The sequence below is a fragment of the Pseudomonas sp. B26(2017) genome, from assembly GCF_002113045.1.
In the GTDB taxonomy this organism is placed as follows: domain Bacteria; phylum Pseudomonadota; class Gammaproteobacteria; order Pseudomonadales; family Pseudomonadaceae; genus Aquipseudomonas.
In genome coordinates this window covers 1-26200 of record NZ_NEJJ01000024.1, presented here as the reverse complement: position 1 = coordinate 26200, position 26200 = coordinate 1, and the positions used below count along the sequence as shown (strand labels likewise).

The following is a 26200-nucleotide window of genomic DNA, read 5'->3' as shown; positions in this document are numbered from 1 at the left end:
CGTAACGAATTCTTAGGAGAGCAGGATGAAATTCAGTGAACAATGGCTGCGTGGCTGGGTCAGCCCGCAGGTAGATCGCGACGCGCTGGTTGCACGTCTGTCGATGGCCGGTCTTGAGGTCGATAGCGTTACGCCGGCCGCCGGTGTTTTCAGTGGCGTGGTGGTGGGCGAGGTGCTCAGCACCGAGCAGCATCCCGATGCCGACAAACTGCGCGTTTGCCAGGTCAGCAATGGTGCGGAAACTTTCCAGGTCGTGTGCGGTGCGCCAAACGTGCGTCCGGGCCTGAAGATTCCGTTCGCGATGATCGGTGCCGAGCTGCCGGGCGACTTCAAGATCAAGAAGGCCAAGCTGCGCGGCGTCGAGTCCAACGGCATGCTGTGCTCGCAATCCGAGCTGCAGGTCGGTGAAGGCAATGATGGTCTGATGGAACTGCCGGCCGATGCGCCGGTGGGCGAAGATTTCCGTGTTTATCTGGACCTGGAAGACGCCAGCATCGAAGTCGACCTGACTCCGAACCGTGGCGACTGCCTGTCCCTGGCCGGTCTGGCCCGTGAAGTCGGAGCGCTGTACGACGCTCCGGTCACTCGCCCGGTGGTGATGACCGTTCCGGCGGTGCACGACGAAGTGCGTTCGGTAGAGGTCCTCGCACCTGCTGCCTGCCCACGTTATCTGGGCCGGGTCATCCGTAACGTTGACCTTTCCAAGCCTACGCCGTTGTGGATGGTTGAACGCCTGCGTCGCGCGGAAGTCCGCAGCATCGACGCTGCCGTCGACATCACCAACTACGTGATGCTCGAGCTGGGTCAGCCGCTGCACGCGTTCGATCTCGCCGAAATCAATGGCGGCATCCGGGTACGCATGGCGGAAGAGGGCGAGAAGCTCGTGCTGCTCGACGGTCAGGAAGTCAGCCTGCGTAGCGATACGCTGGTGATCGCCGACCACACTCGCGCTCTGGCCATTGCCGGCGTGATGGGTGGCGAGCACAGTGGTGTGTCCGCGACCACTCGTGACGTATTCCTTGAAAGTGCGTTCTTCGATCAGATCGCTGTGGCGGGCAAGGCTCGGTCCTACGGTCTGCACACTGACGCTTCGCACCGCTACGAGCGCGGGGTGGACTGGCAACTGGCCCGTGAAGCCATGGAGCGTGCCACTGGTTTGCTGCTGGAAATCACTGGTGGCGAAGCTGGCCCGATCATCGAAACCGTCAGCGAGCAGCATCTGCCGTCGATCGCGCCCATTACTCTGCGTACTCAGCGCATCACCCAGATGCTGGGCATGGAAATGGATTCCGCCGAAGTCGAGCGCCTGCTCAATGCTTTGGGTTTGAAGGTTTGCGCCGACGGAGCTGGGCAATGGCGCGTGGAAGTGCCAAGCCATCGCTTCGATATCAGCCTGGAAGTCGATCTGATCGAAGAGCTGGCGCGTCTGTACGGTTATAACCGCCTGCCGGTTCGTTACCCGCAAGCTCGTCTGGCGCCACAAGCCAAGGCTGAAGCGCGTAGTGATCTGCCAGAGCTGCGTCGTCTGCTGGTAGCTCGTGGCTATCAGGAAGCAATCACTTATAGCTTCATCGATCCGAAGCAATTCGAGCTGTTCAACCCGGGCGTCGAGCCGCTGCTGTTGGCGAACCCGATCTCCAATGACATGGCTGCCATGCGTTCGTCGCTGTGGCCAGGGCTGGTCAAGGCGTTGCAACACAACCTCAACCGTCAGCAGGATCGTGTCCGCCTGTTCGAGAGCGGTCTGCGCTTTGTCGGTCAGCTGGAAGGTCTGAAGCAAGAGCCGATGATCGCCGGTGTGGTGTGCGGCAGCCGTCTGCCGGAAGGCTGGGCGCAAGGTCGCGAGACCGTGGATTTCTTCGACGTCAAGGCTGACGTAGAAGCGGTGCTGGGTTTTGCCGGTGCGCTGGATCAGTTCACTTTCGTACCGGGCAAACACCCTGCGCTGCATCCGGGTCAGACCGCGCGCATCGAGCGGGAAGGGCGTGAAGTCGGTTTTATCGGCGCGATTCACCCTGAGCTTTCGAAATCCCTGGGTCTCGACCGTCCGGTCTTCGTCTTCGAGCTGGTTCTGGCCGAAGTCGCTCTGGGGAAAATGCCGAAATTCCACGAGTTGTCGCGCTTTCCTGAAGTGCGTCGTGACCTGGCACTGATTGCGCACAAAGACGTTGCAGCCTCGGCTGTACTGGACGTAATCCGTGAAAATGCAGGCGAATGGCTGACAGACCTCAGGCTATTTGACGTGTATCAGGGTAAAGGCATTGATCCTGATAGAAAAAGCCTCGCAGTCGGCTTGACCTGGCAGCATCCATCGCGCACTCTTAATGACGATGAGGTGAATTCGACGACGCAAAATATCCTCACCTCGCTCGAACAAAGGTTGAACGCCACGTTAAGGAAGTGACGTATGGGGGCTTTGACGAAAGCAGAGATGGCGGAACGTCTGTATGAAGAGCTGGGCCTGAACAAGCGGGAAGCCAAGGAATTGGTTGAACTGTTTTTCGAGGAAATCAGGCACGCTCTTGAAGACAACGAGCAGGTCAAACTGTCGGGTTTCGGCAATTTCGACCTTCGGGACAAACGCCAGCGGCCTGGCCGCAACCCGAAAACGGGGGAAGAAATCCCGATCACGGCTCGCCGTGTGGTCACCTTTCGTCCAGGGCAGAAGTTGAAGGCCCGAGTTGAGGCTTATGCTGGAACCAAGTCATAACGACGAACTACCCGTCATCCCGGGCAAACGCTACTTCACCATTGGTGAAGTCAGCGAGCTGTGTGCGGTAAAACCGCACGTGCTGCGCTACTGGGAGCAGGAGTTTCCTCAGCTCAACCCCGTCAAACGCCGCGGAAACCGCCGGTATTATCAGCGCCAGGACGTGCTGATGATCCGGCAGATCCGCGCGCTCCTTTACGATCAGGGGTTCACCATCGGCGGCGCGCGCCTGCGTCTGTCCGGCGATGAAGCCAAAGACGACACCACCCAATACAAGCAAATGATCCGCCAGATGATCGCCGAGCTCGAAGATGTGCTGGTGGTTCTCAAGAAATAATTTCCTGCTTTTAAATACTTCCAGTTTTCAAAAGCTTGCGATATATTCTTGAGCGTTCTTCGAGATGAAGAACGAGTTTCAAACCTAGTCGGGGCGTAGCGCAGTCCGGTAGCGCACTAGCATGGGGTGCTAGGGGTCGAGTGTTCGAATCACTCCGTCCCGACCATAATTCCTGAGTAACATCAGACACTTAAGCCGATCATCTGGATCGGCTTTTTTGTGCCTGCGCAAAACCCGCGCAAAATTACCCGGTAATTTCGCTGATATTCAGGTCCGAAGCTGCGTCCGACCAGACGATTTTCGCACGGTCCTTCTGTTAGTTTTTGGTCATGCTCTCACTGGCATGGCCTGTGATTTTCTGCCCATCCTTTCCGACTTTCTGATACAGGTTGCAGCGGCAATCCTCGTACATCATAGAAGCCCTGCATTTCCTCTTCTTTCCATCCCTTGTAACAACCAGCCGCCCCTCGAGCCTTTTTATGCCTGCAAAAACTTATGAGGCGGCTAACTCGCTCAGGGCTTCTTTTCTTTCATCCCATCCTTTGAGCCGCTGGACGTTTGCGCATCCTTCTCGGTTTCATGGGCCTCTGCACCGGAGTTCGAGCCCGAGGCCTCTTCACCCTTTTTGTCGGCCTTTTCTTCCTTGGACTCGGTGCCTCCCTGGTTGACCCCGGGAATGCCGGTTGGCGGGACGCTGCTTCCCGCCATTGCGAGGGAGGCATTGGCGGATAAAAGACTTCCAAGCATGAGGGCTGCAATGGTTCGGTTCATCGTCGGGCTTCCGCGTCAGGTTGATAGACGTTGGAAGTTCTGACCCGGGGTAAAGTGCCGGTCAACTGACGGGCGGAACTCGTAGCTATTCGTTCACGGATGCCCGCTATAGATATGGTTCAGTAAGAACAGCTCGATGATCGCCACGAAGACGCAGGTCACTACAAATCCGCGGGTGAAGACTCTGCGAGGCTTTTGGCCGGACGTCTGGAAGCTATTCAGAGCCGATAGCAGGTTTGAAAAAAACTCCAGTAAGTCCATCCGTGTTTGTCCTTTGTTCGGTGCCGGTATCGCGGTGCGGCGCAGTTTATCTCATCGACCCAATTGGCTACGGTCATGTTTCACTGCTCGCGCAACTGGTTCCAGTCAATGCCGAACCGCCCGAGGTACTTCCTCAATCGGTCGGCATCATTGGGCTGCGCTTTGGCCTGTCGCGACACGCCGAACAGTCGTCTGCCGGCATCCGACAGGCTGTCTGCCTGGCGGCAAACTTCCAGCACCGCCTTCAATTGCAATCGATCGAACAGGTCCAGTGTCTCGGCATTGCCCGGCAGTTCATCAGTCACGCCTGTCGGTTGCGCCAGCCCCCACGCGTACCGCAGTCGATCAATTTCCTCCTTGACCTGCGCTTCATCGATTCGCCCGCTGTCGGCCAGTGTCGCCATGCGCGTGATCGAGGCCGAAAGCTCGCGGAAGTTACCCAGCCACGCAGCTTCCCGTGAGCTGGCAAACCCCAGGTAGCGCCGTCGGGCTTCAAGGTTAAAGCGCACCATTTGGCCGTGTTCGCGCGCGTGGCGTTCAAGCTCGAAATCGATGTTGGGTTCGATGTCTTCGCGGCGGCCCGCCAAGCCTGGCAGGTCGAACGTCCAGAGGTTGATCCGAGCGTAGAGATCTTCCCGGAACAGGCCTTCGGCGACACGACTGCGCAGGTCGCGGTGGGTGCCTGCGATGATCAGGAAGTCGCTGTCGACTTCCTTGTCCGAGCCCAGCGGGAAGAAGCGCTTCTCTTCGATGGCCTTGAGCAGCATGGCTTGTTCGTCCGTGCCCAGTTCGCCGATCTCATCGAGAAACAACATGCCGCCGTCAGCCGCTCGCAATAGGCCGTCGCGTGCGTTTTGTGCGCCGGTAAAGGCGCCTTTGACGTGGCCGAACAGCGCGGACATTGCACCGTCCCCACGCAGGGTGGCGCAGTTGACTTCAACGAAGCGTCCCTGCATTTGATGGCGACTGCGTTTGAGCTCGTAAATGCGTCGGGCGAGAAAAGACTTGCCGGCGCCGGTCGGACCGATCAGCAGCATCGGCGCTTTGGAGCGTACGGCCACGCGTTCGATCTGTTCGATGGAACGGTTGAACGCGGTGTTTCGGGTGGCGATGCCGGACTTGAGAAACTCCAGGCCTTCCAGGCGTCTGTGAGTGAAGCGAGAGGCAATCCGGTCGTAGCGCGACAGATCCAGGTCAATCAGGGCGTGTGTGCCGGTGGCCGGTTCTTCTTCGTTCTTGCGGCGGGCGGGGGAGGTCTGGATCAGGCGTGCCGGCAAGTAGCGCGCCTCGGTCAGCAAGAACCAGCAGATCTGCGCGACGTGGGTTCCTGTGGTGATGTGCACCAGATAGTCCTCACGCTCGGTATCGAAAGTGTATTCGGAGGTGAAGTCATGGAGCGCGCCGTAGACCTCTTCGAAATCCCAGGGATTACGCAACGGCATCGGGTGCAGGCGCACTTCTGTGCCGGGCGACACCTGATGGATGTCCTCGCGAATGCGTTCGGCCAGGCTCGTGTCCCGGGCGTCTGTGCCGTGTATCAGTTCCAGTCGATGGATCAATACATCCGGTTGCTGGCACAGGCCCACGCTAGGCCGCCAATGGTTCCAGCGGTTGGCGCCTTTGCCTACGCGATCAAGGGTGGCGCCGATGAAACCGATGGCGACGGTGCGCTTGCCGGACATTAATGATCCTTAAAGATAAACGACGATACCCAATGATAATGTTTAAGCGTGTTATTTGTCGTGATGAGAGTTCATGGGTAATTGCGACTAAAATAAAGTCTTTAAAAATCAAATAGATAAAAATAATTTTCGAACTTTTTCAAAAGCTGGCACAGCGACTGCAATACCTGTCGCAACGAACAGGACAACATAGCGAGACGCCACGAATGGCCAATTTCAACCTCTTCAATACGCAATCGAAAAGCCTGCCGGCGTGCGACGCCTTGAATGCTTCCGGTGCCGCGGCTTATGCCTACACACCCAAGCATCAACTGGCTCAGCTGGCTGTCACCGGTTGCCTGAATTCGACCTTTTACGCATCTGCTCAAAGTCAGTTGGATCAGGTGTTGAAGCTGGTTGCGGAGCTGGACAGCCGCTTCGTGGCAAATGCCGCTCTTTACGCTCGCCAAAAAGGACACATGAAAGACATGCCGGCCTTGTTGCTGGCGGCGCTGGCCGCTCAGCGTTCGGCTCTGGTGCCGGAGGTGTTCGAGAAGGTCGTGGACAGCGGCAAAATGCTGCGCAATTTCGTGCAAATCCTGCGCAGTGGCGCCACCGGTCGCCGCTCCCTGGGTTCTCAGCCCAAGCGTCTGGTGCAGAACTGGCTGAACAGCGCGACCGAACGCCAGCTCTTGCAGGCATCGATCGGCAATCAGCCTTCGCTGGCGGATGTGGTGAAGATGGTTCACCCAAAACCGTCCGAGGCCTGGCGCGAAGCGTTTTTTGCCTGGGTGATCGGCAAACCGGTGGATGCACAGGCGTTGCCCGGATTGACTCGCGATCTGCTGGCATTTCGCAGCGGAGCGAGTGATCAAGTGCCTGAAGTGCCTTTTCAATTGCTCGGTAACGAAACGTTGAGCAAGGAACAATGGGCAGAGCAGGCGCGAAACATGGGCTGGCAGGGGCTGCGGATTAACCTCAATACGCTTGCGCGCCATGGTGCTTTTGAAGTGCCGGGTTGCACCGAAACCGTGGCCGCACGGTTGGCGGATCCCGAAGCAGTGGTCAGGGCACGGGTGTATCCGTACCAGTTGCTGGCAGCGTACCGGATGGTCGGCGATGACGTGCCGGCGCTGATTCGCGAGGCTTTGCAGGATGCGCTGGAGCTGTCGTTGGCCAATGTGCCGAAGCTTCAGGGGGCTGTGGTGGTTTGCCCGGATGTTTCCGGATCCATGGGTAGCCCGCTGACCGGTTATCGTCAGGGCGCGACCACCGCGGTGCGCTGCATCGATGTGGCGGCACTGATTACGGCGGCGGTGGTGCGTAAACAGCCGACGGCACGGGTGATGCCGTTCGAATGGAAGGTGGTGGATATCACCCTCAACCCGCGCGACAGTGTGATCAGCAATGCCGAAAAACTTGCGGGCATTTTCGGCGGCGGAACCTGCTGCTCGGCGCCGTTGAAGAAACTGGCGGACAGCAAGGCCAGGGTCGATACGTTGCTCATGCTGTCGGACAACGAAACTTGGATCGATGCGCGACGTCAGGGCGCCAGCGAGACGATGCTGCAATGGGAGCGGATAAAGCGGATCAACCCGCAGGCACGCCTGATTTGCATTGACCTGCAACCAGGTTGGGCGACACCGGCGGCGGATCGTGACGACATCCTGAATGTCGGCGGTTTCAGTGATGCGGTGTTTGATGTGATCGAGCAGTTCACTGCCGGCCGGTACGGACCGCAGCACTGGGTCGAAGCGATTGAATGCATGGGATGAGGCAATCAGCCACCCAATGAATTGATTTGTCACGGGCACTGAATGCCGGTGGGACTACATCCAAGACGTCTCACCAAACCCTTGTCAGTGCGCGTGACGGCACGAATGCCGATGGCTGTACATCTGAGGCCGGCTAATCCCGGTGCGCGGTAACGCGCAACAGTCACCAACCTTTGTCGTGCCACCTTTTTTGAATCTGCCGGCGAATACCGGTGGAACTACCTGAAGAATCGAGATGATGAAAGAACACACTTACCAACTGCTGGAAGTCGCCAACGGCAAACCGATCAAGCTCTGGACCGAGGGCGTCCCGGTGGAAAACGAGGCGCGCGAGCAGTTGATGAACACGGCGAAGATGCCCTTCATCTTCAAGCATCTGGCTGTCATGCCGGACGTCCATCTGGGCAAGGGCTCGACCATCGGCAGCGTGATTCCCACGGTCGGCGCGATCATCCCGGCAGCGGTCGGGGTGGACATCGGTTGCGGCATGATTGCCGCGCGCACCTCGCTGACCGCGGCCGATCTGCCGGACAACCTGCATGGCCTGCGCAGTGCCATCGAGCAAGCGGTGCCTCATGGCCGCAGTTCGACCCGATCGCGCCGTGACAAAGGCGCCTGGGACGAGATTCCGCAACAGGCGGATCAGGCCTGGGCGGCGCTGAACCCACGGTTCAAGGCGATCACCGACAAGTACCCGAAACTGGCCAACACCAACAATCGCGGGCACCTCGGAACACTGGGCAGCGGCAATCACTTCATCGAAGTGTGCCTGGATGAGGCCGACCGGGTCTGGTTCATGTTGCACAGCGGCTCGCGCGGTGTCGGCAACGCCATCGGCAACCTGTTCATCCAGATGGCCCAGGCGGATATGCGCCAGCACATCGCCAACCTGCCGGATCGTGATCTGGCGTATTTTGAAGAAGGCAGCCGGCACTTCGATGATTACGTGGAAGCCGTGGGCTGGGCCCAGGATTTCGCCAAGCAGAACCGGGAGCTGATGATGCGAGCGGTGATTCAGGCCACGCGGCAGATCATACGCAAGCCATTCGAAGTCGCGCTGGAAGCGGTGAACTGCCACCACAACTACGTGCAGAAAGAGCGGCATTTCGGCGAGGACATTCTGGTCACCCGCAAAGGCGCGGTGTCAGCGAAGAAGGGCGAGTTGGGGATCATTCCCGGTTCGATGGGCGCCAAGAGTTTCATCGTGCGTGGTCTGGGCAACGAAGAATCGTTTTGCTCCTGCAGCCACGGTGCCGGTCGGACCATGAGCCGTACCAAGGCCAAAAACACCTTCACCGTCGAAGATCAGATCCGCGCCACCGCGCATGTTGAATGCCGTAAGGATGCTGCGGTGATTGATGAAATTCCGATGGCCTACAAGGACATCGACAAAGTCATGCACGCCCAGCGTGAGCTGGTTGAAGTGCTGCACACCCTGCGTCAGGTGGTGTGCGTCAAGGGATAACGCGTGCCGAAAGGCGCGCCGGAACAAGGATTGAAAGACATGAAATTCGAAGAACGACATCCGCTGTGCAGCGCCATGCGCGCCCGGGTGCTGGAAGAACTGGCGCGCATAGAGCGTGAGCGCAATGTCACGGTGCTGTATGCCTGCGAATCAGGCAGCCGGGCCTGGGGTTTTGCCTCGCCGGACAGTGATTACGATGTGCGCTTCGTTTATGTAGAGAAACCGGAGTGGTTCGTCCAGGTCGATGCGCCAAGTGATGTCATCGAGCGGCCTTTGGATGACGAGCTGGATGTCAGTGGCTGGGAGCTGCGCAAGACCCTCGGGCTGTTGCGCAAATCCAACCCGACCTTGCTGGAGTGGCTCGACTCCCCGCTGGTTTATCGCAGCGAGACCGCAGCGGTTGCGCAACTGCGGGCGCTGGCCGAGGCGTTCTACAGCCCGCCAGCCGCGCGCAATCATTATCTGTCGATGGCGAAGAAGAACTTCCGTGGTTATCTGCAGGGTGAAAGCGTGCGGTTCAAGAAGTATTTCTACGTACTGCGGCCGCTGCTGGCGGTGCGCTGGATCGATCAGGGGCGTGGTCGGCCGCCGATGACGTTCAGCGATCTGCTGAGTACCGTCGATGATCGTGCATTGCTCGATGAAGTCGACGAACTGCTCGCGCTCAAACGCAATGCCGACGAGAGCGCTTACGGTCCTCGTCGTCCGGCATTGCATGCGTTCATCGAGGCGGAACTCGAGCGTGCGGTGCCGGCATTGCCAAGAACCCGGGAAGATTCGCGGCAACTCGATCGATACCTGCGGGAAACCGTTGGTTTGTACGCATAAGGAAAAAAATGAAACAGGACGTTATTGAACTGGACGGCGCCATCGGTGGTGGCCAGGTGTTGCGCAGTGCGCTGAGTCTGTCGATGGTGACGGGCCAGGCGTTTCGCATCGAGCGGATTCGGGCCAGACGCAGTCGTCCCGGACTGTTGCGCCAGCACCTGACCGCCGTGACGGCGGCGGCTCAAGTCTGTGGTGCAAAGATCCAGGGGGCTGAGCTGGGCTCGCAGACATTGAGCTTCGAGCCGGGGCCGATTCGCGGTGGCGATTTTCGCTTTGCCATTGGAACCGCCGGCAGTTGCACATTGGTGTTGCAGACCTTGCTGCCCGCTTTATTGCTTGCGCCGCAAGCCAGCCGCGTGCGGATCAGTGGCGGCACGCATAATCCGCTGGCGCCACCGACCGACTTTCTCAGCCGCAGCTGGTTACCGCTGCTGCGACGGATGGGCGCGGAGGTTGAACTGACGTTGCTGCGCCACGGGTTCGTACCGGCGGGTGGCGGTGAAATCGACGTCAGGGTGCAACCATCGAAGTTGTCAGCACTGCACCTGTGCGAGCGCGGCTTGCCGCTCTCGCAACAGGCGTTTGCGCTGACGGCGGGACTGGCGCCGAGTGTTGGTGTCCGCGAGCTCGAAAGGGTGGCCCAGCGATTGAACATGGCGTCAGCGGAGTTGAACGCGGTCATTCTTGATCCGGCCTGCGGACCGGGCAACGTGTTGCTGCTGGAATATGCGTTTGAACACGTCACCGAAGTTTTCAGCGCTTTCGGTCAAGCGTCTCTGCGTTCGGAGAAGGTGGCGGACGCCGTGATCGATCAGGCGGCCGATTGGTTGCACAGCGGTGCAGCGGTGGCAGAACATCTGGCGGACCAGTTGCTGTTGCCGATGGTGCTGGCCGGAGGTGGATCGCTTACCACGCCCAGGATGACCGAGCATTTGCACAGCAACATTTCGGTGATCGAGCGTTTTGTACCGATCGTCATCCAGTGCGAGGAAGAGGGCGCATCCCGGTTGAGGGTTGAAGTTCGCGCACGAGAGCAATAGGCGGCAAATTGCTGGCCCCCGAATGTTTCCGGTCCCGGCAAACTCGCCTTTTTTCAAAAGGTTAGGTGGGCTATATGCGGACGATTGTCATCACCGTAGCAACGCTTTCCCTCGCTCTGTTCGCGGTGGAGGCCCAGGCCAGGGAACTGAGCAAGAGCCATCGTTTTGCGTGTACCTGGGGGTCGGACATCGCCGCCGGCGCACAACAGTCGAAGCTGTCCGGGATTTCCCTGTATGGCGCACGCAAGCGCTTGCAGGCGCGCAAGTTTCAGCAACCCTGGATGCGCATGACCGCCATGGGCATCACCGAGCAGACCTACGACAGCGCGTCGCGGCTCAAGCCGGCGGCCGTCAAGCAGACCTATTACGAACAGTGCGTTCGGCACGAGTTGGCCCAACGTTGAACGAAAAAGCCCGACCTGAAGAGGTCGGGCTTTTTCATCTCCGGTGCAATGACAGCATCATTTGTCACTTTCGCAATTGACCATCCACGACACGCCAAAACGATCCACCAGCATGCCGAAGCGGGCGGCCCAGAAGGTGGCTTCCAGCGGCATGTCGATGCGACCGTCTCTGGCCAGCGCGTTAAACACTCGTTCGGCCTCGGCGATGCTGTCGACATTCAGCGAAATCGAGCATCCGCTCATGCCTTGGGTCGGGCGGTCGGGTGTGGTGTCCGAAGCCATGAGCATCTGGTCACCGACTTTCAGGCAGGTGTGGATGATCAGGTTGTGATGCTCTTTGGGCACATGTTCGGCGGCTGGGGTTTCGCCGAAGGTCATCATTGCTTCGAGCTTGCCTTGCAGGCATTGCTCGTAAAACGTGAAAGCTGCGCGGCAATCGCCGTTGAAGATCAGGTACGGGTTGATTTTCATGGTAGTGCTCCCGAATAGGCAGTGGAACGCTGCGCGGCCGGGTGTGCCGAAACAGCATCATGGATTGACTCCATCCAGCAAAGCGTTGGAACGCCGGTTTGCCAGCCGATGCTGCAAGAATTTCCTGTCGGGGCGACCGATGGTCTGCGCAGAGGGCGTCAGGAGTCGCGCGGGTTCTTCTGCACCGCTGCGCCCGCCACCCGGGCGACAGGTCGGGTTTGCATCAGCGCATCGATCGCTTTGCGATAGTTCTGTCCGCCCAGCGCCATGCTGTTGTTGTGCGTTGCGCCGGGCACCAGCAGCAGGTGTTTCGGCTGCCGGGCGGCGGCGAACAGTTGCTCGCTGAAACGTGACGGCACAAACGCATCGGCAAGACCGTGTACCACCAGCAACGGCATGTGGATCTCGGCGATCTTGTCGATGGAGTCGAACTTCTGCGACAGCAACCAACGGACTGGAAGGGAGGTGTTGGCCACGGCTGCCGCTACATCCGCCAATGAAGTGAAGGTGGATTCGATGACCAGTCCGCGCACCGGCAATGGGGTGTGATTTCTGGCGGCATCGCGGCCGAGTTCGGCAGCCAGGTCGACGGCGACCGCGCCCCCCAGCGAGTGGCCGTAGATCAGGCGTTTGTTCGGATCAGGTTGCAACAGCTGGAAGCGTTCCCAGGCCACTCGCGCATCTTCGTAAACCGTGCTTTCCGACGGCAGATCACCACGGCTTTGGCCGAAGCCGCGATAGTCGATGGCCAATACCGAATAACCCGCCGCGCGCAGTTGCTCGATACGGAACAGTTGCCCGGTCAGATTCCAGCGTACGCCGTGCAGATAAAGGATGGCCGGCGCATCGGCACGTTCCGCCGGCCACCACCAGGCGTGAATGTTTTGCCCGGCCTTGAAGCTTTTCGGTTGCAGGTCGAGTTCCTGCACGCTGCCGGGCAATCCGTGATACCAGCCGGCGGTGCCCGGTTCGATGCGAAACAAGAGTTTGCGTTCGGTGTGTTCCAGCACGGCACAACTCGCCGGCACGCCGATGATCAGGGCAGCCATGCAGGCGAACGCCAGACGGCGGCGTCGAAGTCGGGTCATGAAGGCAAGGAACATTAAACGTTTCACCACGGCGTGGACAAAGAACGCTTTTTTACCAGATGCCTTGACCGGCGCGTGACATTTTCGACCGCCGCACGCCTGCAACGATTACAAAATGCTGCAACGACTCAGTTGACCTTCAGCACGATCTTGCCGATGTGGTCGCCCGCTTCCATGCGCGCATGGGCTTTGGCCGCTTCGGCGAGCGGGAAGATCTGGTCGATGATCGGCAGGCAGCGTCCGGCGGCCAACACCGGCCAGACGTGTTCGCGCAATTGATCGGCGATGGCTGCCTTTTCCGCAGAGGTCCGGGCACGCAGCAGGGAGCCGGTGACCACCGCACGCTTGCCGAGGATCGCCAGCAGATCGATGTCATTGGCTCGCGCGCCACCGAGGAAACCGAGCATCACCAACCGCCCATCCATCCCCAAGGCGCTGATGTTCCCGTTGAGGTACGAGCCGCCCATGATGTCGAGGATCACATTAACGCCCTGGCCGGCGGTTTTCTCGGCGATAACAGTCGCGAAATCCTGTTCCCGGTAGTTGATGGCTTCGCCGCCCAGACTGCGGATCACTGCGCATTTGTCCGCGCTGCCGGCGGTGGCGAAGGCTTCGATGCCAAACTCGCGGCACAGCATCAGCGCGGTGGTGCCGATGCCGCTGGTGCCGCCATGGATCAGGGCGCGCTGACCACGGCTGGCGCCGCCGAGGCCGAACAGATTGGCCCACACCGTGAAAAAGGTTTCCGGAATTGCCGCTGCCTGAATCCAGTCCAGCCCATCGGGGATTGGCAGGGCCTGGCCGGCCGGGACTGTGCAGTACTCGGCATATCCTCCGCCGTTGGTCAGCGCGCAGACCCGGTCACCCGCCGCAAATCTGCTGACACCGCTGCCAATCGCCATAACCTCTCCGGCCACTTCAAGGCCCGGAATCGGGTTCATGCCGGGTTTCATCGGGTACTGGCCGGCGCGTTGCAAAGCGTCCGGGCGATTGATGCCGGCGGCGTGCACGCGGATCAGTATTTCGCCTTCTGAAGCAATCGGCAGCGGCACGCGTCGGGATTGCAGAACCTCGGGCCCGCCCGGTTCGGTGATTTCGATGCGGGTCATTTCAGTGGGCAATGTCATTTTCAATTCCTCTTGAAACAAGTGATCAGTAGATGGGAGCGCAGTCAGGGCCTAATGATTCCCGTCAATGGGCGCAGCGGCGTTGTTCGATCGAGGAGGGCAGCAGTTTCATGACGTGCTCAAGTATCAGTGCGATCACGATGGCACCGCCGGCAATCACGAAGAGCAGCACATGCTGTCCACCTGTGGCGTTGAACAGCGCCGAATAGGCGAAACCGGCCAGCGCCTGAAACGTGGCGAACGACACCGTGGCGCGGCTCCACGCCACCTGTTGGCGATGATGATCCGGTACCAGCTCATGCACCCGGGCCAACGCCAGCGGGACAATGCCCGGCGGAAACGAACCGAGCACAACCGCCAGCAGTGCCAGCGCCACGAACGAATGCGAAACGGCCAGCAAGCCAAGAGTGATCGCCTGTATCACAAGCACCAGACGAATGCCGGTCCGCGCACCGAGATGGTCGGCGAGAAAACCATAGCTCACCGGGCCGACGATGGCGCCCAGACCGTACATGACCCAGACCAGCGCGCCGACGTGCGCCCCGGCGCCCAGCCCACGGGCGACGTAATCCACCAGGAAAACCATGGCTGGCACCAGCCCGGCGGCCATGAACGCGTACTGGGCAAACAACAGATACACCGCAGGCGGTGTGGGTTCTGCCGGATCCACCTGAGTCGTTGTGGTAATTGCTTGGGGCAGCTCAGAAGGCCAGCCGAACCAGCTCAATGCCGTCAGTGCCAGCGACAGCGCGCCCAGTCCCAGCCATGTCGCTTGCAGGCCCAGACTCAACAGCAGGGGGACGATCGTGCCGGAGCCGGCGATGCCCAGACCGATGCCGAGGAAAATCGCACCACTGGCCAGGCCCTTGCGCGCGGCAGGCACATGGGGCAATACAGTCGCGGCCACCAGCACCATGATCGCGCCGCCCGCGATGCCGGACAGCAGGCGCCAGCCGAAATACCAGCTCACCGATACGGGGTATGCACAGGCAAAAAACGCCACGGTCACCGCCAGCATCATCAGGCGCAGAGCTGTTCTCTGGGTGACCCGGCGTGCCAGCGGGCGACCGAGGAGGGCGCCGATCAGGTAACCGACCAGGTTGGCCGCGCCGAGGTAAACCACATCATGGGCGGAAAACCATTGCGCCTGAATCAGCGAAGGGATCAGCGGTGTGTAGGCGAAACGCGCCAGTCCGATGCTGACCAGGCTGGCGCAGAGTCCGGCGAAGATCGCCAGCCAGACACTCGTGTCCGGACGTTCGGGCGAAGCAGTTGTAGTGCGCATGATGGCGGTCCTGAGGAAAGGTTTATGGCGCCCAGCATATCGGCTATCTTTGCTGCGTTAATGCAGCGAGTTTGCGTTGTTATGATGCGTTTATGCATCAATGGGGAATGTTATGAACTGGGATGATGCAAGGGTCTTTCTTGCGGTCTGCCGCGAGTCGACATTACGCGGCGCTGCGCGCGTGCTGGGCGTGGATCAGGCGACGGTCGGGCGACGCATCACGGCGCTGGAAAAGTCGCTGGGCGCGACCTTGTTTCTGCGCACCTCCGAGGGCTACGCGTTGACGGCAGTCGGTGAAGCCGCGCTCAAGTCGGTGGAAAAAATGGAGCATTCGGCGCTCGAGCTGGAGCGGCGTATCCAGGGCCTGGACGATCGCCTGACCGGCAGCGTTCGGGTCAGCACCACCGATTCACTGGCCATCGATTTCCTGATCCCGGCCATTGCGCAGTTGCACGACCAGCATCCGGACGTACGCGTGCAGCTGGACGCTTCCACGCAGATCCTCAGCCTGGCCAAACGAGAAGCGGACATCGCCGTGCGCAACACCCGCCCGGACAACCCGGACCTGATCGCCCGGCGCATCGCGCGTTGGCCGGTGGGGTTGTTCGCTTCGCAGGCCTATGTCGACCACCATGGCGTGCCGGCGCCGGGCAGTGCATTCGAGGGCCATGATCTGGTGGTGTACCAGCCGTATCTGCAAGGCAACAAGGACCTGACTTTGGTGAACGAGCCCGTGACTCGCGGGCGGATCGTCGCCGGTCTGAGTTCCAGCTTGCTGGTACGACGCTCGATTGCCGCCGGTCTGGGTGTAGGAGAAATACCGGTTTACATGGGCGAGCGCGATGGTCTGGTCAGACTGTGGCCGGAGCGCACGCGGCCGCTGCCTTATGAAGTGTGGCTGGTGACCCATGCGGATTTGCGCCATACCGCGCGGGTCAGGGCGGTGATCGAACACATTGTCGAAGCGTTCGTACTGGAGAATGAGTAGTTCATTGAGGTTGTGCAAGACGGCTACATCAGTTGGCGATCTTGCCTGCAGAATGAAAAACGGCCTTCAATGAAGGCCGTTTTTTTCGAGCGATGAAATCACCGAATCATGGCATTTCCGGCAGTTCCTGCGGGCGCAGATCAAACACCAGGACTTCGGCGTCCTGGCCATTGCTCAGGGTCAGTGCCTGCTCTTCACGAACCCGTACGCCGTCGCCTTCCTTCAACTGCAGGCCGTTGAGTTCAACGCTGCCGCGAGCGACGTGAACATAGGCGAAGCGGTTGGCAGGCAGCTTGAGGGTGGCACTTTCCTCGCCATCGAACAGCCCGGCATACACCCGTGCATCCTGGCGCACTTTCAGCGAGCCGTGGTTGCCTTCGGGCGAGATGATCAGTTGCAGACGACCGCGTTTTTTCTGCTCGCTGAAGTGCTCTTGCTGGTAACGCGGTTTCGCGCCGCTGACGTCCGGTACGATCCAGATCTGCAGGAAGTGCACAGGTTTGGTCGCCGAATGGTTGAACTCGCTGTGGGCCACGCCGCTGCCGGCGCTCATCAGTTGCACATCGCCGGGGCGAATCACCGAGCCGGTGCCGAGGGTGTCCTTGTGTTCCAGGGCGCCTTCGAGCACATAGGAGAAAATCTCCATGTCCCGGTGGGGGTGTTGGCCGAAGCCCTTGCCGGCGGCGACGCGGTCATCGTTGATCACCAGCAGGTCGGAGAAACCCTGTTCACGCGGGTCACGGTAGCTGGCGAAGGAAAAGGTGTGGAACGACTTCAACCAGCCATGATTGGCCAGACCGCGGTCGGAAGCTTTACGAAGGGTCAGCATGATGAAATCTCCTTTCAGGACGTTGATTCGTCCGAGTGAGGAGAAGGTTACTGGTAACCCTGGGATGCAATAAGTAGATGAAAATTGAAATACTGTCCCTTTAGAGTTGACAGTTGTGTGCACTGGATCACGTATTCTTTCCGACGGCTCCAGCGTATCCGGCCATAATGCGCAGACTTATGATTTTGCATGGATTTTGGTGATACCCCCATGAAGACCGTGGCAATGGTGCTGTTCCCGGAGTTTCTGCTGCTCGACATGGCCGGGCCGCTGGAGGTCTTTTCAGTTGCCAACCGTTACCTGAAACCGCAAGCCCACTATCACCTGACGACCCTGGGCACCGAGCACGGGCCGTTGCGTGCGTCCAATGGCGTCCTCGTGCACGCCGATCGGCACATCGACGAAGCCGATGAGCGTTATGACTTGTTGCTGGTGCCGGGCGGCCCCGGCGCCTACAACGAAAAACACCCGCCGTTGCTCGCCTGGCTGCAGGGGGCGGTCACGCGTGCCGGGCAATATGGCTCGATCTGTACCGGTGCCTTCGTGCTTGGACACGCCGGTTTGCTCGACGGCTACCGTGTAACCACCCACTGGAATTACACCGAACGCCTGATCAAGGGCTTTCCAATGGCAAACGTCGCAACTGACCAGATTTTTGTCGAGGATCGCAATCTGATCACGTCCGGGGGCGTCACGGCCGGCATCGATATGGCGTTGGCGGTGGTCGCTCGCGATCATGGCAAAAAGATTGCCCAGGACGTGGCCAAGGTGTTGCTGGTGGTGATGAAACGTCAAGGCGGACAAGCGCAGTTCAGCCCGTTGATGGCAGCAGTGGCGCCCCAGCAAACACCGATTACCCGGGTGCAGAACCATGTGCTGGAGCATCTGGAGGAAGCTTTCACTGTCGAGCGCATGGCAAGTCTTGCGAACATGAGTGCACGACACTTCGCTCGGGTGTTTGCCCGCGAGGTCAACATGACACCCATGGAATTCCTGCAAAGTGCGCGCATCGATTGCGCGCGCAACCTGCTGGAAACCAGTGATCTGCCGTTGAAGACCGTTGCCTATAAAAGCGGTTTCGGCAGCGTGCGGCACATGCGTTTTCTGTTCGGCGAAAAGCTCGGGCTGACCCCCACGCAATATCGCGAACAGTTCAGCTAGAGCGGTTCTGTCCGTTACGGGCATCCGGATGTCCGTGTTGGACCCCGCGTGGTGGTTGTTCCGTCATCGAGGCCTGCGAAGATAACGGACATGAACAGCTTCAACGAATTGAACTCGGCGTCGGTCCTGCGTTTCGGGCCGTACGCGTTCCATTTGCGTCAACGGCTGATCCTCGAAGGGGATCGGCAATTGCGCATGGGCGGTCGTGCGCTGGACATTCTGCAGGTGCTGGTCGAGCGCGCCGGGCGGGTGGTCAGCAAAGAGCAGTTGATTGCTCTGGTGTGGCCGACCTCGGTGGTCGAGGAGATCAACCTGCGGGTGCACATCGCCGCGTTGCGCCGGGCCCTCGGCGACGGCGAGAACGGTCAACGCTACATCGTCAATGTGCCGCAATGCGGGTACAGCTTCGTGGCACCGGTGCAGGGCGACAGCGTTGCTCAGGTGGTTTTCGAAAGCCTGCAAGCGCCCCAGCACAACTTGCCCGCACGGCTGACGCCGGTCACCGGGCGCGACTCACTGGTCGGCGGTCTGGTCCGGCAACTGCCGTTGTCCCGGCTCCTGACGGTGACGGGACCTGCCGGCGTCGGCAAAAGCACCGTGGCGCTGCGCGCAGCGGAATTGCTGCTGCAACATTTTCGTGACGGCGTTTGGCAGGTGGATCTGTCGCTGGTCGACGAAGATACTCCGCTCCTCGATCACCTGCTGAAAACACTCGACATCGACTTCCCCACACTGGCCGCGCGCCACGCCTTGCTGGTGCTGGACAACTGCGAGCACCTGCACGAAGCCTGCCGGAGCCTGCTGGAAACGTTGCTCGACGTTGCCCCCCGTCTGTCGATTCTTGCCACCAGCCGTGAACCGTTGCGTCTCGGTCTGGAAGTATTGCAACCACTGCCGTCCCTGACACTTCCCAAAGCCACGGCGCTTAACAGCGTCGATGAGGTCATGGGCTATTCGGCGGTGCAGCTGTTTGTCAGTCGTGCCCGTGCGCGTCAACACGGGTTCGGTCTGCGTGAGCAGGATCTGGAAACGGTGCGCGATATCTGTCGACGACTCGACGGCCTGCCGCTGGCGATCGAACTGGCAGCGGCGCAGATCGATGCGCTGGCGCTGGTCGGCCTTCAGACGCAACTGGATCAAGGTCTGCAAGTCCTGAGTCACGGTCGCCGCACCGCCGTGCCTCGCCATCAGTCGATGAAGGCTGCGCTGGACTGGAGCTATCAGCGCTTGAGCGAGCAGGAAAAACGAGTGCTGCAAAGGTTATCGGTGTTCAAGATGGCATTCACCCTGGACGCCGCCATCGGCGTGATCAGTTGTGCCCAATTACCACCCTCGACGCTGGTGGCTGTGGTTGAACAGTTGGCATCCAAGTCGCTGCTGACAATGGATCGATCCAGCGGAACACTGCGCTATCGAATGCTCAACACCACGCGCCGATACGCCCGCGAGCAACTCGAGCAGAGCGGCGAACTGAACGATGTCGAGCGTCGGCACGCGCGTTACCTTGGCCGCACACGGCCAGCTTCACGCGGCCGGCTGACCGCCCAATTCGTCGAGCAGTAAGCGCACTTTGCGCAAATCGGGGGTGGCATAGCCTTCGGTGAAGCGCTGGTAGATCGGTGTCAGCAATTGGAGTGCTTCACGCAAACGCGACTGGCGCTGCCACAACCGAGCCAGCGACGTTGCACTGCGCAGTTCCCAGGCCAGTGCGCCTTGTGCCCGGGCAATTTCAAGGGATTGCTGCAAGGCGCTTTCGACCGTGTGATGGCAGGGCGATTCAGCCGCCAGCAATCGCTCGGCGCGGGCCCGCAAAATCTCCGCAGTGCTCCAGCCGGCCGCTCCGCTTTGTGCTCGTTCGAGCAAGGCATCATCAACGAAAACCGGATCCAGCGTGACCATGATCTCCCTGACCAGACCGCTATCGGCGGGCGGGGAGGCGGGGGCCTTGTCGGCGTCGATCACCTGCGCGTAGTGCCGCGCCCAGGTGTAGAACAGCAGCACCGAATGCTTCTGCGCCTGTTCGAGCAGCAGTTGCAGCAGCGCGCGAGCGTTCTGCACATCGCCGTTGTAATGGGCGATCAGGCACGAGGCGAGTGCCAGGGTGTAGCAGATCGAGGTGCCGTGGTTGATCTGCACCGCGATGTCCAGCGCCTGCCGCGCCGTGCGCCAGGCCTGCTCGGGAAAACCTTGCAGCCACAGCACCCGGGCGAGGACGGTCAGCGAGGCGACGCTCTGATCGTATTGCACGCCGAAACCGTGCGTGAAGCGGTTGAGGTGGCCGCTGTGGGCCATGCGCTGGATCACCTGTTCGGCGTGGATCCGCGCCTGATGCTGATCGCCGGCGTAATGCAACGCGAGCACCCGCAAGCGGTGGGTACTCAAGGACAACTGCGCATCGCCGTGCACGCCGAGGCTTTCGAATTGCTCGCTCTGCTCCAGCGCCATCTGGTAATGCCCGCAACTGAGATTGACCGCCATGTGCCCCGATATGGCGCGCAATTGCCCGGCCATGTCGTCGTGCCGTTGCGCCAGCAGACGGGCGCTGACGAAGGCTTCGATGGTTTCCGGTGTGCCGCCCCAGGTGTGATAGCAGGCGCTGCCGAGGGCCAGTTTCAAGGCGATTTCCAGTCGCGGGCAGGGCTCGTCGGATGACGCCAGCAACGCGAGTGCCCGCCGCACGTGAACGCCGTATTCCTTTAGCAGAGACAACTCTTGCCACAACGGCGCCGAGGTCGCCGTCAGTCGAACGCCGAGAGGGCGCGAGCCTTCGTCATTCAGCGTCCAGTCCAGTGCCGCGCGCAGGTCTTCGAGGCTACGGGCGTAGCGCTCGATCCAGACTTCAGTCGCGGTGTTCTCCCAGTCGGCCTGGGCCTGGTGCATCAGCGCCAGGCTGCGTTCGGCATGGCGTTCGCGGGTTTCGCCGAGCTCGGCAGCCTGATCAAGTTTTTCCAGTGCATAGCGGCGGGTGGTGTCGAGCAGGCGATAGAACACCTCTTCATCACCGACCTCTACGGTGAGCAGCGACTTGGCCACCAGTTGCGTGATCGAGGCGAACACTTCGTTCGGCTCGATGTGCTGACCGACGATGACCGCCGCCGCAGATTCCAGCGTGAAGGCGCCACGGAACACACTCAATCGGCGCAGGCCGGTCTGTTCGCAGGCGTTGAGCAGATTGAAGCTCCAGTCCAGCGTAGCGCGCAGCGTTTCGTGCCTGCCGAGACGCGTCTGATTGCCTGCCGGCAACCGCCCCTGAAGTTGACTCAGCAAACCGTCCAGCCCAAGGCCCGCCACCTGCGCGGCAGCCAGTTCCAGTGCCAGCGGGATGCCATCCAGTCGGCGGCAGATTTCGATGATCGAGGGCAGATCAGCGTTGCCCGGCTCAAAGTGTTCGTGGGCCGCCATCGCCCGTTCGACGAACAGTTGCAGCGCAGAAAACCCCATCGCCTGATCACGTTCGAGCACCGCAATCGGCGGTGGACAATCAAGAGACTCCAGGCGCTGCACATACTCGCCCTCGGCTCGCAGGCTTTCGCGGCTGGTGGCCAGAATATGCACCTGCGGCGCGCCGCGCAGAATGCTTTCACTGAGCAATGCCACGGCATCGATCAAATGCTCGCAGTTGTCGATCACCAGCAGCATCTGCCGCTCTCGCAGACTGTTGATCAGGCATGCCATCGGTTCACTGTCGTGCAGCGAAAGATCCAACAGGGCGGCGAGGTGCGAGCAGATCGAAGCAGGGTCATCGAGCGGTGCCAGATCCAGCAGACGAATACCGTTGCGATAACGGCCGATCAGTTGCTCGGCGACGCGCAGGGCCACGGTAGTTTTGCCGATGCCACCGGGGCCGACCAGGGTGATGCAGCGCTGGCGCGGCAGTTGGGTCATCAGGCTGTCGACCACCGACTGGCGACCGATCATCCGCGTGCGACGCAGTGGCAGGTTATGCTGGCCGAGGTGGGTGGCGGCGGGGCGTTGTTCAATCGATTGCAGCACGACCGGCGCGACGAAACTGTAACCGCGTTGCGCAACGGTGATGATATAGCGCTGGCCGTTCTGACCGTCGCCGAGGGCCTTGCGCAGCGCGGCCATGTGCACTCGCAGATTGATGTCTTCCACCACGCTGTCCGGCCATACCCCGGCGATCAGTTGCTGCTTGCTCACCACCTCGCCGGCGTTGGCCAGCAGGATCAGCAGAATATCCATGGCACGCCGGCCCAGGCGCAAAGGCTGGTCGCCTTCAAGCACCAGCCGCTGGCCGGGGTGGATCCGATAGGGGCCGAAACCGATGGCCTGATTCGGGGAAAGACTCAACCGCTCACTCCTTCGACGTTTTTTTTGATCCTGATCCGTCGGGGTGAAGAATCCGTGACGGGCAGGGCGCAGAGCGACTCGAAGGTCACGCAAGCCGTCTGATCCGCAGTATCCGGGCATATTCCTCAGGATTTGCCGCCAGTGCAACTTGCGCGAGAGGCAGGCGTTCGGGCACCGCTCGGCATCCAGCGCCTTCACCACTGTATTTAAAGGGCAGAACCTGTGCCCGCTCAGCCGACAGCCGGGAAAAATTAACAACGATTAACTCGTCCGCGCCCGCGTCAGAGCCAAAACTCCGGGGCAATGGAATGCATACGTCCGGAGGGCGCTGCGATGAGCAAAGTAGTGGTGGTCTATCACAGTGGCTACGGGCACACCCGCGTCATTGCGCAGGCAGTGGCCCAGGGGGTGGAGCGCCACGTGGGCAGCACCTGCCTGTTGCTGGCGGTGGAAGACGTCGAAACCCGCTGGGATGACCTGCACCGCGCCGACGCCATCATCTTCGGCGCGCCGACTTACATGGGCAGCGCCTCGGCCGCGTTCAAGCAATTCATGGAGGCCACGGCGTCGTTCTATCTCGCCCGGCCATGGCGCGACAAACTCGCGGCGGGCTTCACCAATTCCGGCAGCCTGTGCGGCGACAAACTCAATACCCTGCTGCAAATGGCGGTGTTCGCCGCCCAGCATTCAATGATCTGGGTCGGGCTCGATCTGCTGCCGGCGCGTGCGTGCGAAGGGGTGTTCGACGGCCAGTTGAATCGCCTCGGCAGCTCCCTCGGGGCGATGTCCCAATCCTCGGTCGAGCAACCGCCTGAACAAGCCCCTCCGCCGGAAGACCAGTTGACCGCCGCACACCTGGGCGAGCGGGTGGCACGCCTGGCTCAGCGGATGGCTCGGGACTGAAACCGCCTCAGCGGTTTTTCATGACCTGACACCGCCACGCAAACGGATTGATCCCTTCGCTGCGGGTGAAGATGTGGCAGAAGTGCGCCTGATCGCAGAATCCGCATTCCAGGCTGATCTGCGTAAGGCTGTGGTTAGTGTGCTGGATCAACAATTTGGCCCTGGCAATGCGCTGGGTACGGATCCAGTCTTGCGGCGAGTACCCGGTGCTGCACTTGAACGCCCGGGAAAAATGGCTGCGAGAGAGTGAGCAGGCGCTGGCCAGTTCGGTGACTTCGAGGCTGTCGCCCAGGCGTTCGAGTATCAGTTGTTTCACCAGCCGCTCCCGCTGCGGGCTGAGGCCGCCCGTACCGGTTCTGCGTGGTTCGATGGCAGGAGCGAGGGCGACGGTTTGTTGTGAATGAGCCATGGCCAGGGTCCGTGTCGGGGGGAATGCACTGTCAGGCTTTCCCTTGGTTCAAAAAACAACGTTGCGCAGAGGGTTTCATTGTTCGGCGAGGGGCGAGGGCTGACGAGTTAAACGTTGTTAATTACGCTGGCTGAACCTGAACTCAGCACACCGCTGCAAGTCCTCGCGGCGCAGGCCGGGCAGGATGGCAAGGACCGGCGGACCATTGGGGGCCGCAGTTTCGGGCTCGACCAAGGGGATACGCATGAAAGGATTGTTCAGCGCCGTGACTGGCCTGGCGCTTGCCGGTGTGATGAGCAGTGCCATGGCGCAAGCGCCACAGATCGGTACTCAGGCACCCGGTTATTTCCGTCTGGCACTGGGCGATTACGAAGTCACCGCGTTATTCGACGGCTACAACGATCTGTCACCGAAACTGTTGCAGGGCCTGAGCCAGAGTCAGATCCGTGCATTGCTGGCCCGTCGCTCGATTGAAACGCCGGGTGTGCAGACCGCGTTCAATGCGTTTCTGGTCAATACCGGCAAGCAACTGATTCTGGTCGATACCGGCGCGGGCCAGTGCATCGGCGCCACCGCCGGCCAGCTCTCGGCAAACATGCAGGCCGCCGGATACAGGCCTGAACAGGTCGATGCGATTCTGCTGACCCATCTGCACCTGGATCACGTTTGTGGATTGGTCGACGGCCAGCAACAGCCGATCTTCGCCAACGCTACGGTCTACGCCGCCAAGGCTGAAGCCGATTACTGGCTTGATCCGCAGGCAATGGCCAAGGCGCCGGCCGGTGCCCGGGAGTTTTTCAAGATCGCCCAGGACTCCACTGCGCCTTACGTGGCGGCCGGGCGCTTCAAGACGTTCGCAGAGGGCCAGTCGCCTTTGCCGGGTGTGGTCGAAGCTACACTGGAAGCCGGGCACACGCCGGGCAGCACCACCTACCGCTTCACTTCGCAGAACCAGAGCATCGTGTTCATGGGCGACCTGGTGCACAACCTCGCGGTGCAGTTCGATCATCCCGAAGTGTCGATCAGTTTTGACGTCAACAATCAGCAAGCGATCAAAAGCCGTCATGCAGTGTTCAGCGCAGCGGCCGCCAGCAAAACCTGGGTGACGGCCGCGCATTTGCCGTTTCCGGGTATCGGCCACATCACGGCGGTCGACAAGCACTTCCAGTGGGTACCGGTTGAATACGGCCCCTACAAACGCGCGGCCAAAGTACCGCTGATCGAGTAAAGTGCCCACCTTTCACGTCAGGCTCAAACAAGGAAAACGTGCCCTATGAACCGTAATGATCTGCGCCGCGTCGACATGAACCTGCTGGTGATTTTCGAAGCACTGATGTTCGAAAAAAACCTGACCCGCGTTGCTGAAAAACTGTTCATGGGCCAGCCGGCGGTAAGCGCGGCGCTGGGCCGTTTGCGCGATCTGTTCGACGATCCACTGTTGCTGCGCAACGGTCGCGGCATGGAGCCGACGGCGCGGGCGCTGGCGATTCTTCGGGAGCTCCAACCGGCGATGGACGTGATTTCCGGCGCGGTCAGTCGGGCCAAGGAGTTCGATCCGGCCACCAGCTGCGACGTGTTCCGCATCGGCCTGTCGGATGACGCCGAATTCGGTCTGTTCCCGCCATTGCTGCGCCAGTTGCAGGAAGAGGCGCCGGGGATCGTGGTCGTGGTGCGCCGTGCCAACTATCTGCTGATGCCGACGTTGCTGGCCTCCGGGGAAATCTCCGTCGGCGTGAGTTACACCACCGATCTGCCGGCAAACGCCAAGCGCAAGAAACTGCGTGACATTCCGTGCAAGGTGCTGCGCGGCGACAACCGCCCGGGCCCGCTGACTCTGGATGAATACTGCGAGCGGCCTCATGCGATGGTGTCTTTCTCCGGCGACCTGAGCGGCAACATCGACGTGGACCTGGCCAAGGTCGGTCGCAGCCGTCGTGTGGTGCTCGGCGTGCCGCAATTCAGCGGTTTGCGCGCGCTGCTGGCCGGCACCGAGATGATCGCGACCGTGCCGGATTACGCGGCGTGTGCGTTGGTTGAGGGGTGTGCGTTGCGGGCTGAAGATCCACCGTTTCCGATTGATGCGGCGCAACTGTCGATGGCGTGGAGCGGGGTGCATGACAACGATCCGGCGGAGAAATGGCTGCGTTCGCGGATCAGTCAGTTCATGTCGGTGTCGCTGGATATTCCGGCGGTTTAGTTACTCGGATACAGGAAAACGGCCAGTGGGCCGTTTTTTTATCGGTGGCAAATAGGGGGACCGTTTGTCTTAAACCCACACGCACCTGTAATTTCTGACAGTAGCCAGCCTCGGTTCAGCGCCATTCAATACCTCCATCGCCCCGCCATTCGATCGGAGTTCGCGCCATGGCTGTCAAC

General features: G+C 60.5%; 23 protein-coding genes and 1 tRNA gene. 15 read left to right on the top strand and 9 right to left on the bottom strand.

What is annotated here, in order from left to right; all coding sequences use genetic code 11:
* Positions 1 to 25 precede the first annotated feature (25 nt).
* The 4 genes from pheT (at position 26) to CAF79_RS27620 (ending at position 3213) form a co-directional block, all read left to right on the top strand.
* Positions 26 to 2404: a phenylalanine--tRNA ligase subunit beta gene (pheT, locus tag CAF79_RS27635; RefSeq protein WP_085701223.1), complete on the top strand. Its 2379-nt coding sequence runs from the start codon at positions 26 to 28 to the stop codon at positions 2402 to 2404.
* A 3-nt stretch (positions 2405 to 2407) separates the two neighbouring features.
* Positions 2408 to 2710 (top strand): integration host factor subunit alpha, encoded by a 303-nt coding sequence (gene ihfA, locus CAF79_RS27630; protein WP_002553164.1) that lies wholly within the window; start codon positions 2408 to 2410, stop codon positions 2708 to 2710.
* Entirely contained in the window at positions 2691 to 3047 is a 357-nt protein-coding gene (locus CAF79_RS27625; RefSeq protein WP_003179985.1) for a MerR family transcriptional regulator, read from the top strand. The genes ihfA and CAF79_RS27625 overlap by 20 nt, the downstream gene beginning before the upstream one ends.
* 89 nt (positions 3048 to 3136) lie before the next feature.
* Positions 3137 to 3213 (top strand) — tRNA-Pro (locus CAF79_RS27620).
* 347 nt (positions 3214 to 3560) lie between these two features.
* Here the strand turns inward: CAF79_RS27620 and CAF79_RS27610 are convergent.
* Together CAF79_RS27610 and rtcR are read right to left on the bottom strand one after the other, a co-directional pair.
* A complete protein-coding gene (locus tag CAF79_RS27610; RefSeq protein ID WP_085701222.1) occupies positions 3561 to 3818 on the bottom strand; it encodes a hypothetical protein in 258 nt (85 codons plus the stop codon).
* A gap of 341 nt (positions 3819 to 4159) precedes the next feature.
* Positions 4160 to 5761: an RNA repair transcriptional activator RtcR gene (gene rtcR, locus CAF79_RS27605; protein WP_085701221.1), complete on the bottom strand. Its 1602-nt coding sequence runs from the start codon at positions 5759 to 5761 to the stop codon at positions 4160 to 4162.
* A gap of 206 nt (positions 5762 to 5967) precedes the next feature.
* Here rtcR and CAF79_RS27600 point away from each other — a divergent pair, with 206 nt between their 5' ends.
* The 5 genes from CAF79_RS27600 (at position 5968) to CAF79_RS27580 (ending at position 11252) form a co-directional block, all read left to right on the top strand.
* A complete protein-coding gene (locus CAF79_RS27600) occupies positions 5968 to 7515 on the top strand; it encodes a TROVE domain-containing protein (protein WP_085701220.1) in 1548 nt (515 codons plus the stop codon).
* 238 nt (positions 7516 to 7753) lie between these two features.
* The gene (locus CAF79_RS27595) at positions 7754 to 8980 is read left to right on the top strand and encodes an RtcB family protein (RefSeq protein WP_085701272.1); all 1227 of its coding nucleotides are present in this window, start codon (positions 7754 to 7756) and stop codon (positions 8978 to 8980) included.
* A gap of 39 nt (positions 8981 to 9019) precedes the next feature.
* A complete protein-coding gene (locus CAF79_RS27590; protein WP_085701219.1) occupies positions 9020 to 9808 on the top strand; it encodes a nucleotidyltransferase domain-containing protein in 789 nt (262 codons plus the stop codon).
* Between the two features lie 8 nt (positions 9809 to 9816).
* A complete protein-coding gene (gene rtcA / locus CAF79_RS27585) occupies positions 9817 to 10848 on the top strand; it encodes an RNA 3'-terminal phosphate cyclase (protein ID WP_085701218.1) in 1032 nt (343 codons plus the stop codon).
* Positions 10849 to 10922: 74 nt separating this feature from the next.
* Entirely contained in the window at positions 10923 to 11252 is a 330-nt protein-coding gene (locus CAF79_RS27580) for a hypothetical protein (RefSeq protein WP_064378879.1), read from the top strand.
* A gap of 57 nt (positions 11253 to 11309) precedes the next feature.
* Here the strand turns inward: CAF79_RS27580 and CAF79_RS27575 are convergent, their stop codons facing one another.
* From CAF79_RS27575 to CAF79_RS27560, 4 genes are all read right to left on the bottom strand, one after another.
* Positions 11310 to 11723, bottom strand: coding sequence for a VOC family protein (locus CAF79_RS27575; protein ID WP_085701217.1), 414 nt, complete (start codon positions 11721 to 11723; stop codon positions 11310 to 11312).
* Between the two features lie 158 nt (positions 11724 to 11881).
* Positions 11882 to 12826 carry an alpha/beta hydrolase gene (locus CAF79_RS27570; RefSeq protein ID WP_085701216.1) on the bottom strand — a complete coding sequence of 315 codons (945 nt, stop codon included), beginning with the start codon at positions 12824 to 12826 and terminating at the stop codon, positions 11882 to 11884.
* Positions 12827 to 12939: 113 nt separating this feature from the next.
* On the bottom strand, positions 12940 to 13938 hold the full coding sequence (locus CAF79_RS27565) for an NAD(P)H-quinone oxidoreductase (RefSeq protein ID WP_085701215.1): 999 nt from the start codon (positions 13936 to 13938) through the stop codon (positions 12940 to 12942).
* A 64-nt stretch (positions 13939 to 14002) separates the two neighbouring features.
* A complete protein-coding gene (locus CAF79_RS27560; RefSeq protein ID WP_085701214.1) occupies positions 14003 to 15223 on the bottom strand; it encodes a YbfB/YjiJ family MFS transporter in 1221 nt (406 codons plus the stop codon).
* 112 nt (positions 15224 to 15335) lie between these two features.
* Between CAF79_RS27560 and CAF79_RS27555 the strand changes: the two genes are divergently transcribed.
* Positions 15336 to 16211: a LysR family transcriptional regulator gene (locus tag CAF79_RS27555; RefSeq protein WP_085701213.1), complete on the top strand. Its 876-nt coding sequence runs from the start codon at positions 15336 to 15338 to the stop codon at positions 16209 to 16211.
* Positions 16212 to 16317: 106 nt separating this feature from the next.
* Here CAF79_RS27555 and CAF79_RS27550 read toward each other — a convergent pair whose 3' ends face one another.
* Positions 16318 to 17040, bottom strand: a complete 723-nt coding sequence (locus CAF79_RS27550) for a pirin family protein (RefSeq protein ID WP_085701212.1) — start codon at positions 17038 to 17040, stop codon at positions 16318 to 16320.
* A gap of 210 nt (positions 17041 to 17250) precedes the next feature.
* Here CAF79_RS27550 and CAF79_RS27545 point away from each other — a divergent pair, with 210 nt between their 5' ends.
* Both CAF79_RS27545 and CAF79_RS27540 read left to right on the top strand, forming a co-directional pair.
* Positions 17251 to 18201: a GlxA family transcriptional regulator gene (locus CAF79_RS27545; protein WP_085701211.1), complete on the top strand. Its 951-nt coding sequence runs from the start codon at positions 17251 to 17253 to the stop codon at positions 18199 to 18201.
* A gap of 90 nt (positions 18202 to 18291) precedes the next feature.
* A complete protein-coding gene (locus tag CAF79_RS27540) occupies positions 18292 to 19764 on the top strand; it encodes a winged helix-turn-helix domain-containing protein (protein WP_085701210.1) in 1473 nt (490 codons plus the stop codon).
* On the opposite strand, the gene CAF79_RS27535 is transcribed toward CAF79_RS27540, so the two are convergent.
* Entirely contained in the window at positions 19726 to 22512 is a 2787-nt protein-coding gene (locus CAF79_RS27535) for a winged helix-turn-helix domain-containing protein (protein ID WP_085701209.1), read from the bottom strand. The genes CAF79_RS27540 and CAF79_RS27535 overlap by 39 nt on opposite strands.
* Positions 22513 to 22845: 333 nt before the next feature.
* Here CAF79_RS27535 and CAF79_RS27530 point away from each other — a divergent pair, with 333 nt between their 5' ends.
* Positions 22846 to 23415 (top strand): flavodoxin family protein, encoded by a 570-nt coding sequence (locus tag CAF79_RS27530; protein WP_085701208.1) that lies wholly within the window; start codon positions 22846 to 22848, stop codon positions 23413 to 23415.
* A 7-nt stretch (positions 23416 to 23422) separates the two neighbouring features.
* On the opposite strand, the gene CAF79_RS27525 is transcribed toward CAF79_RS27530, so the two are convergent.
* The gene (locus CAF79_RS27525; protein WP_085701207.1) at positions 23423 to 23824 is read right to left on the bottom strand and encodes a helix-turn-helix domain-containing protein; all 402 of its coding nucleotides are present in this window, start codon (positions 23822 to 23824) and stop codon (positions 23423 to 23425) included.
* A 244-nt stretch (positions 23825 to 24068) separates the two neighbouring features.
* On the opposite strand from CAF79_RS27525, the gene CAF79_RS27520 reads away from it, so the two are divergent.
* Both CAF79_RS27520 and CAF79_RS27515 read left to right on the top strand, forming a co-directional pair.
* Positions 24069 to 25052: an MBL fold metallo-hydrolase gene (locus CAF79_RS27520; protein ID WP_085701206.1), complete on the top strand. Its 984-nt coding sequence runs from the start codon at positions 24069 to 24071 to the stop codon at positions 25050 to 25052.
* A gap of 45 nt (positions 25053 to 25097) precedes the next feature.
* Entirely contained in the window at positions 25098 to 26021 is a 924-nt protein-coding gene (locus CAF79_RS27515; RefSeq protein WP_085701205.1) for a LysR family transcriptional regulator, read from the top strand.
* The last annotated feature ends 179 nt before the right edge of the window (positions 26022 to 26200 follow it).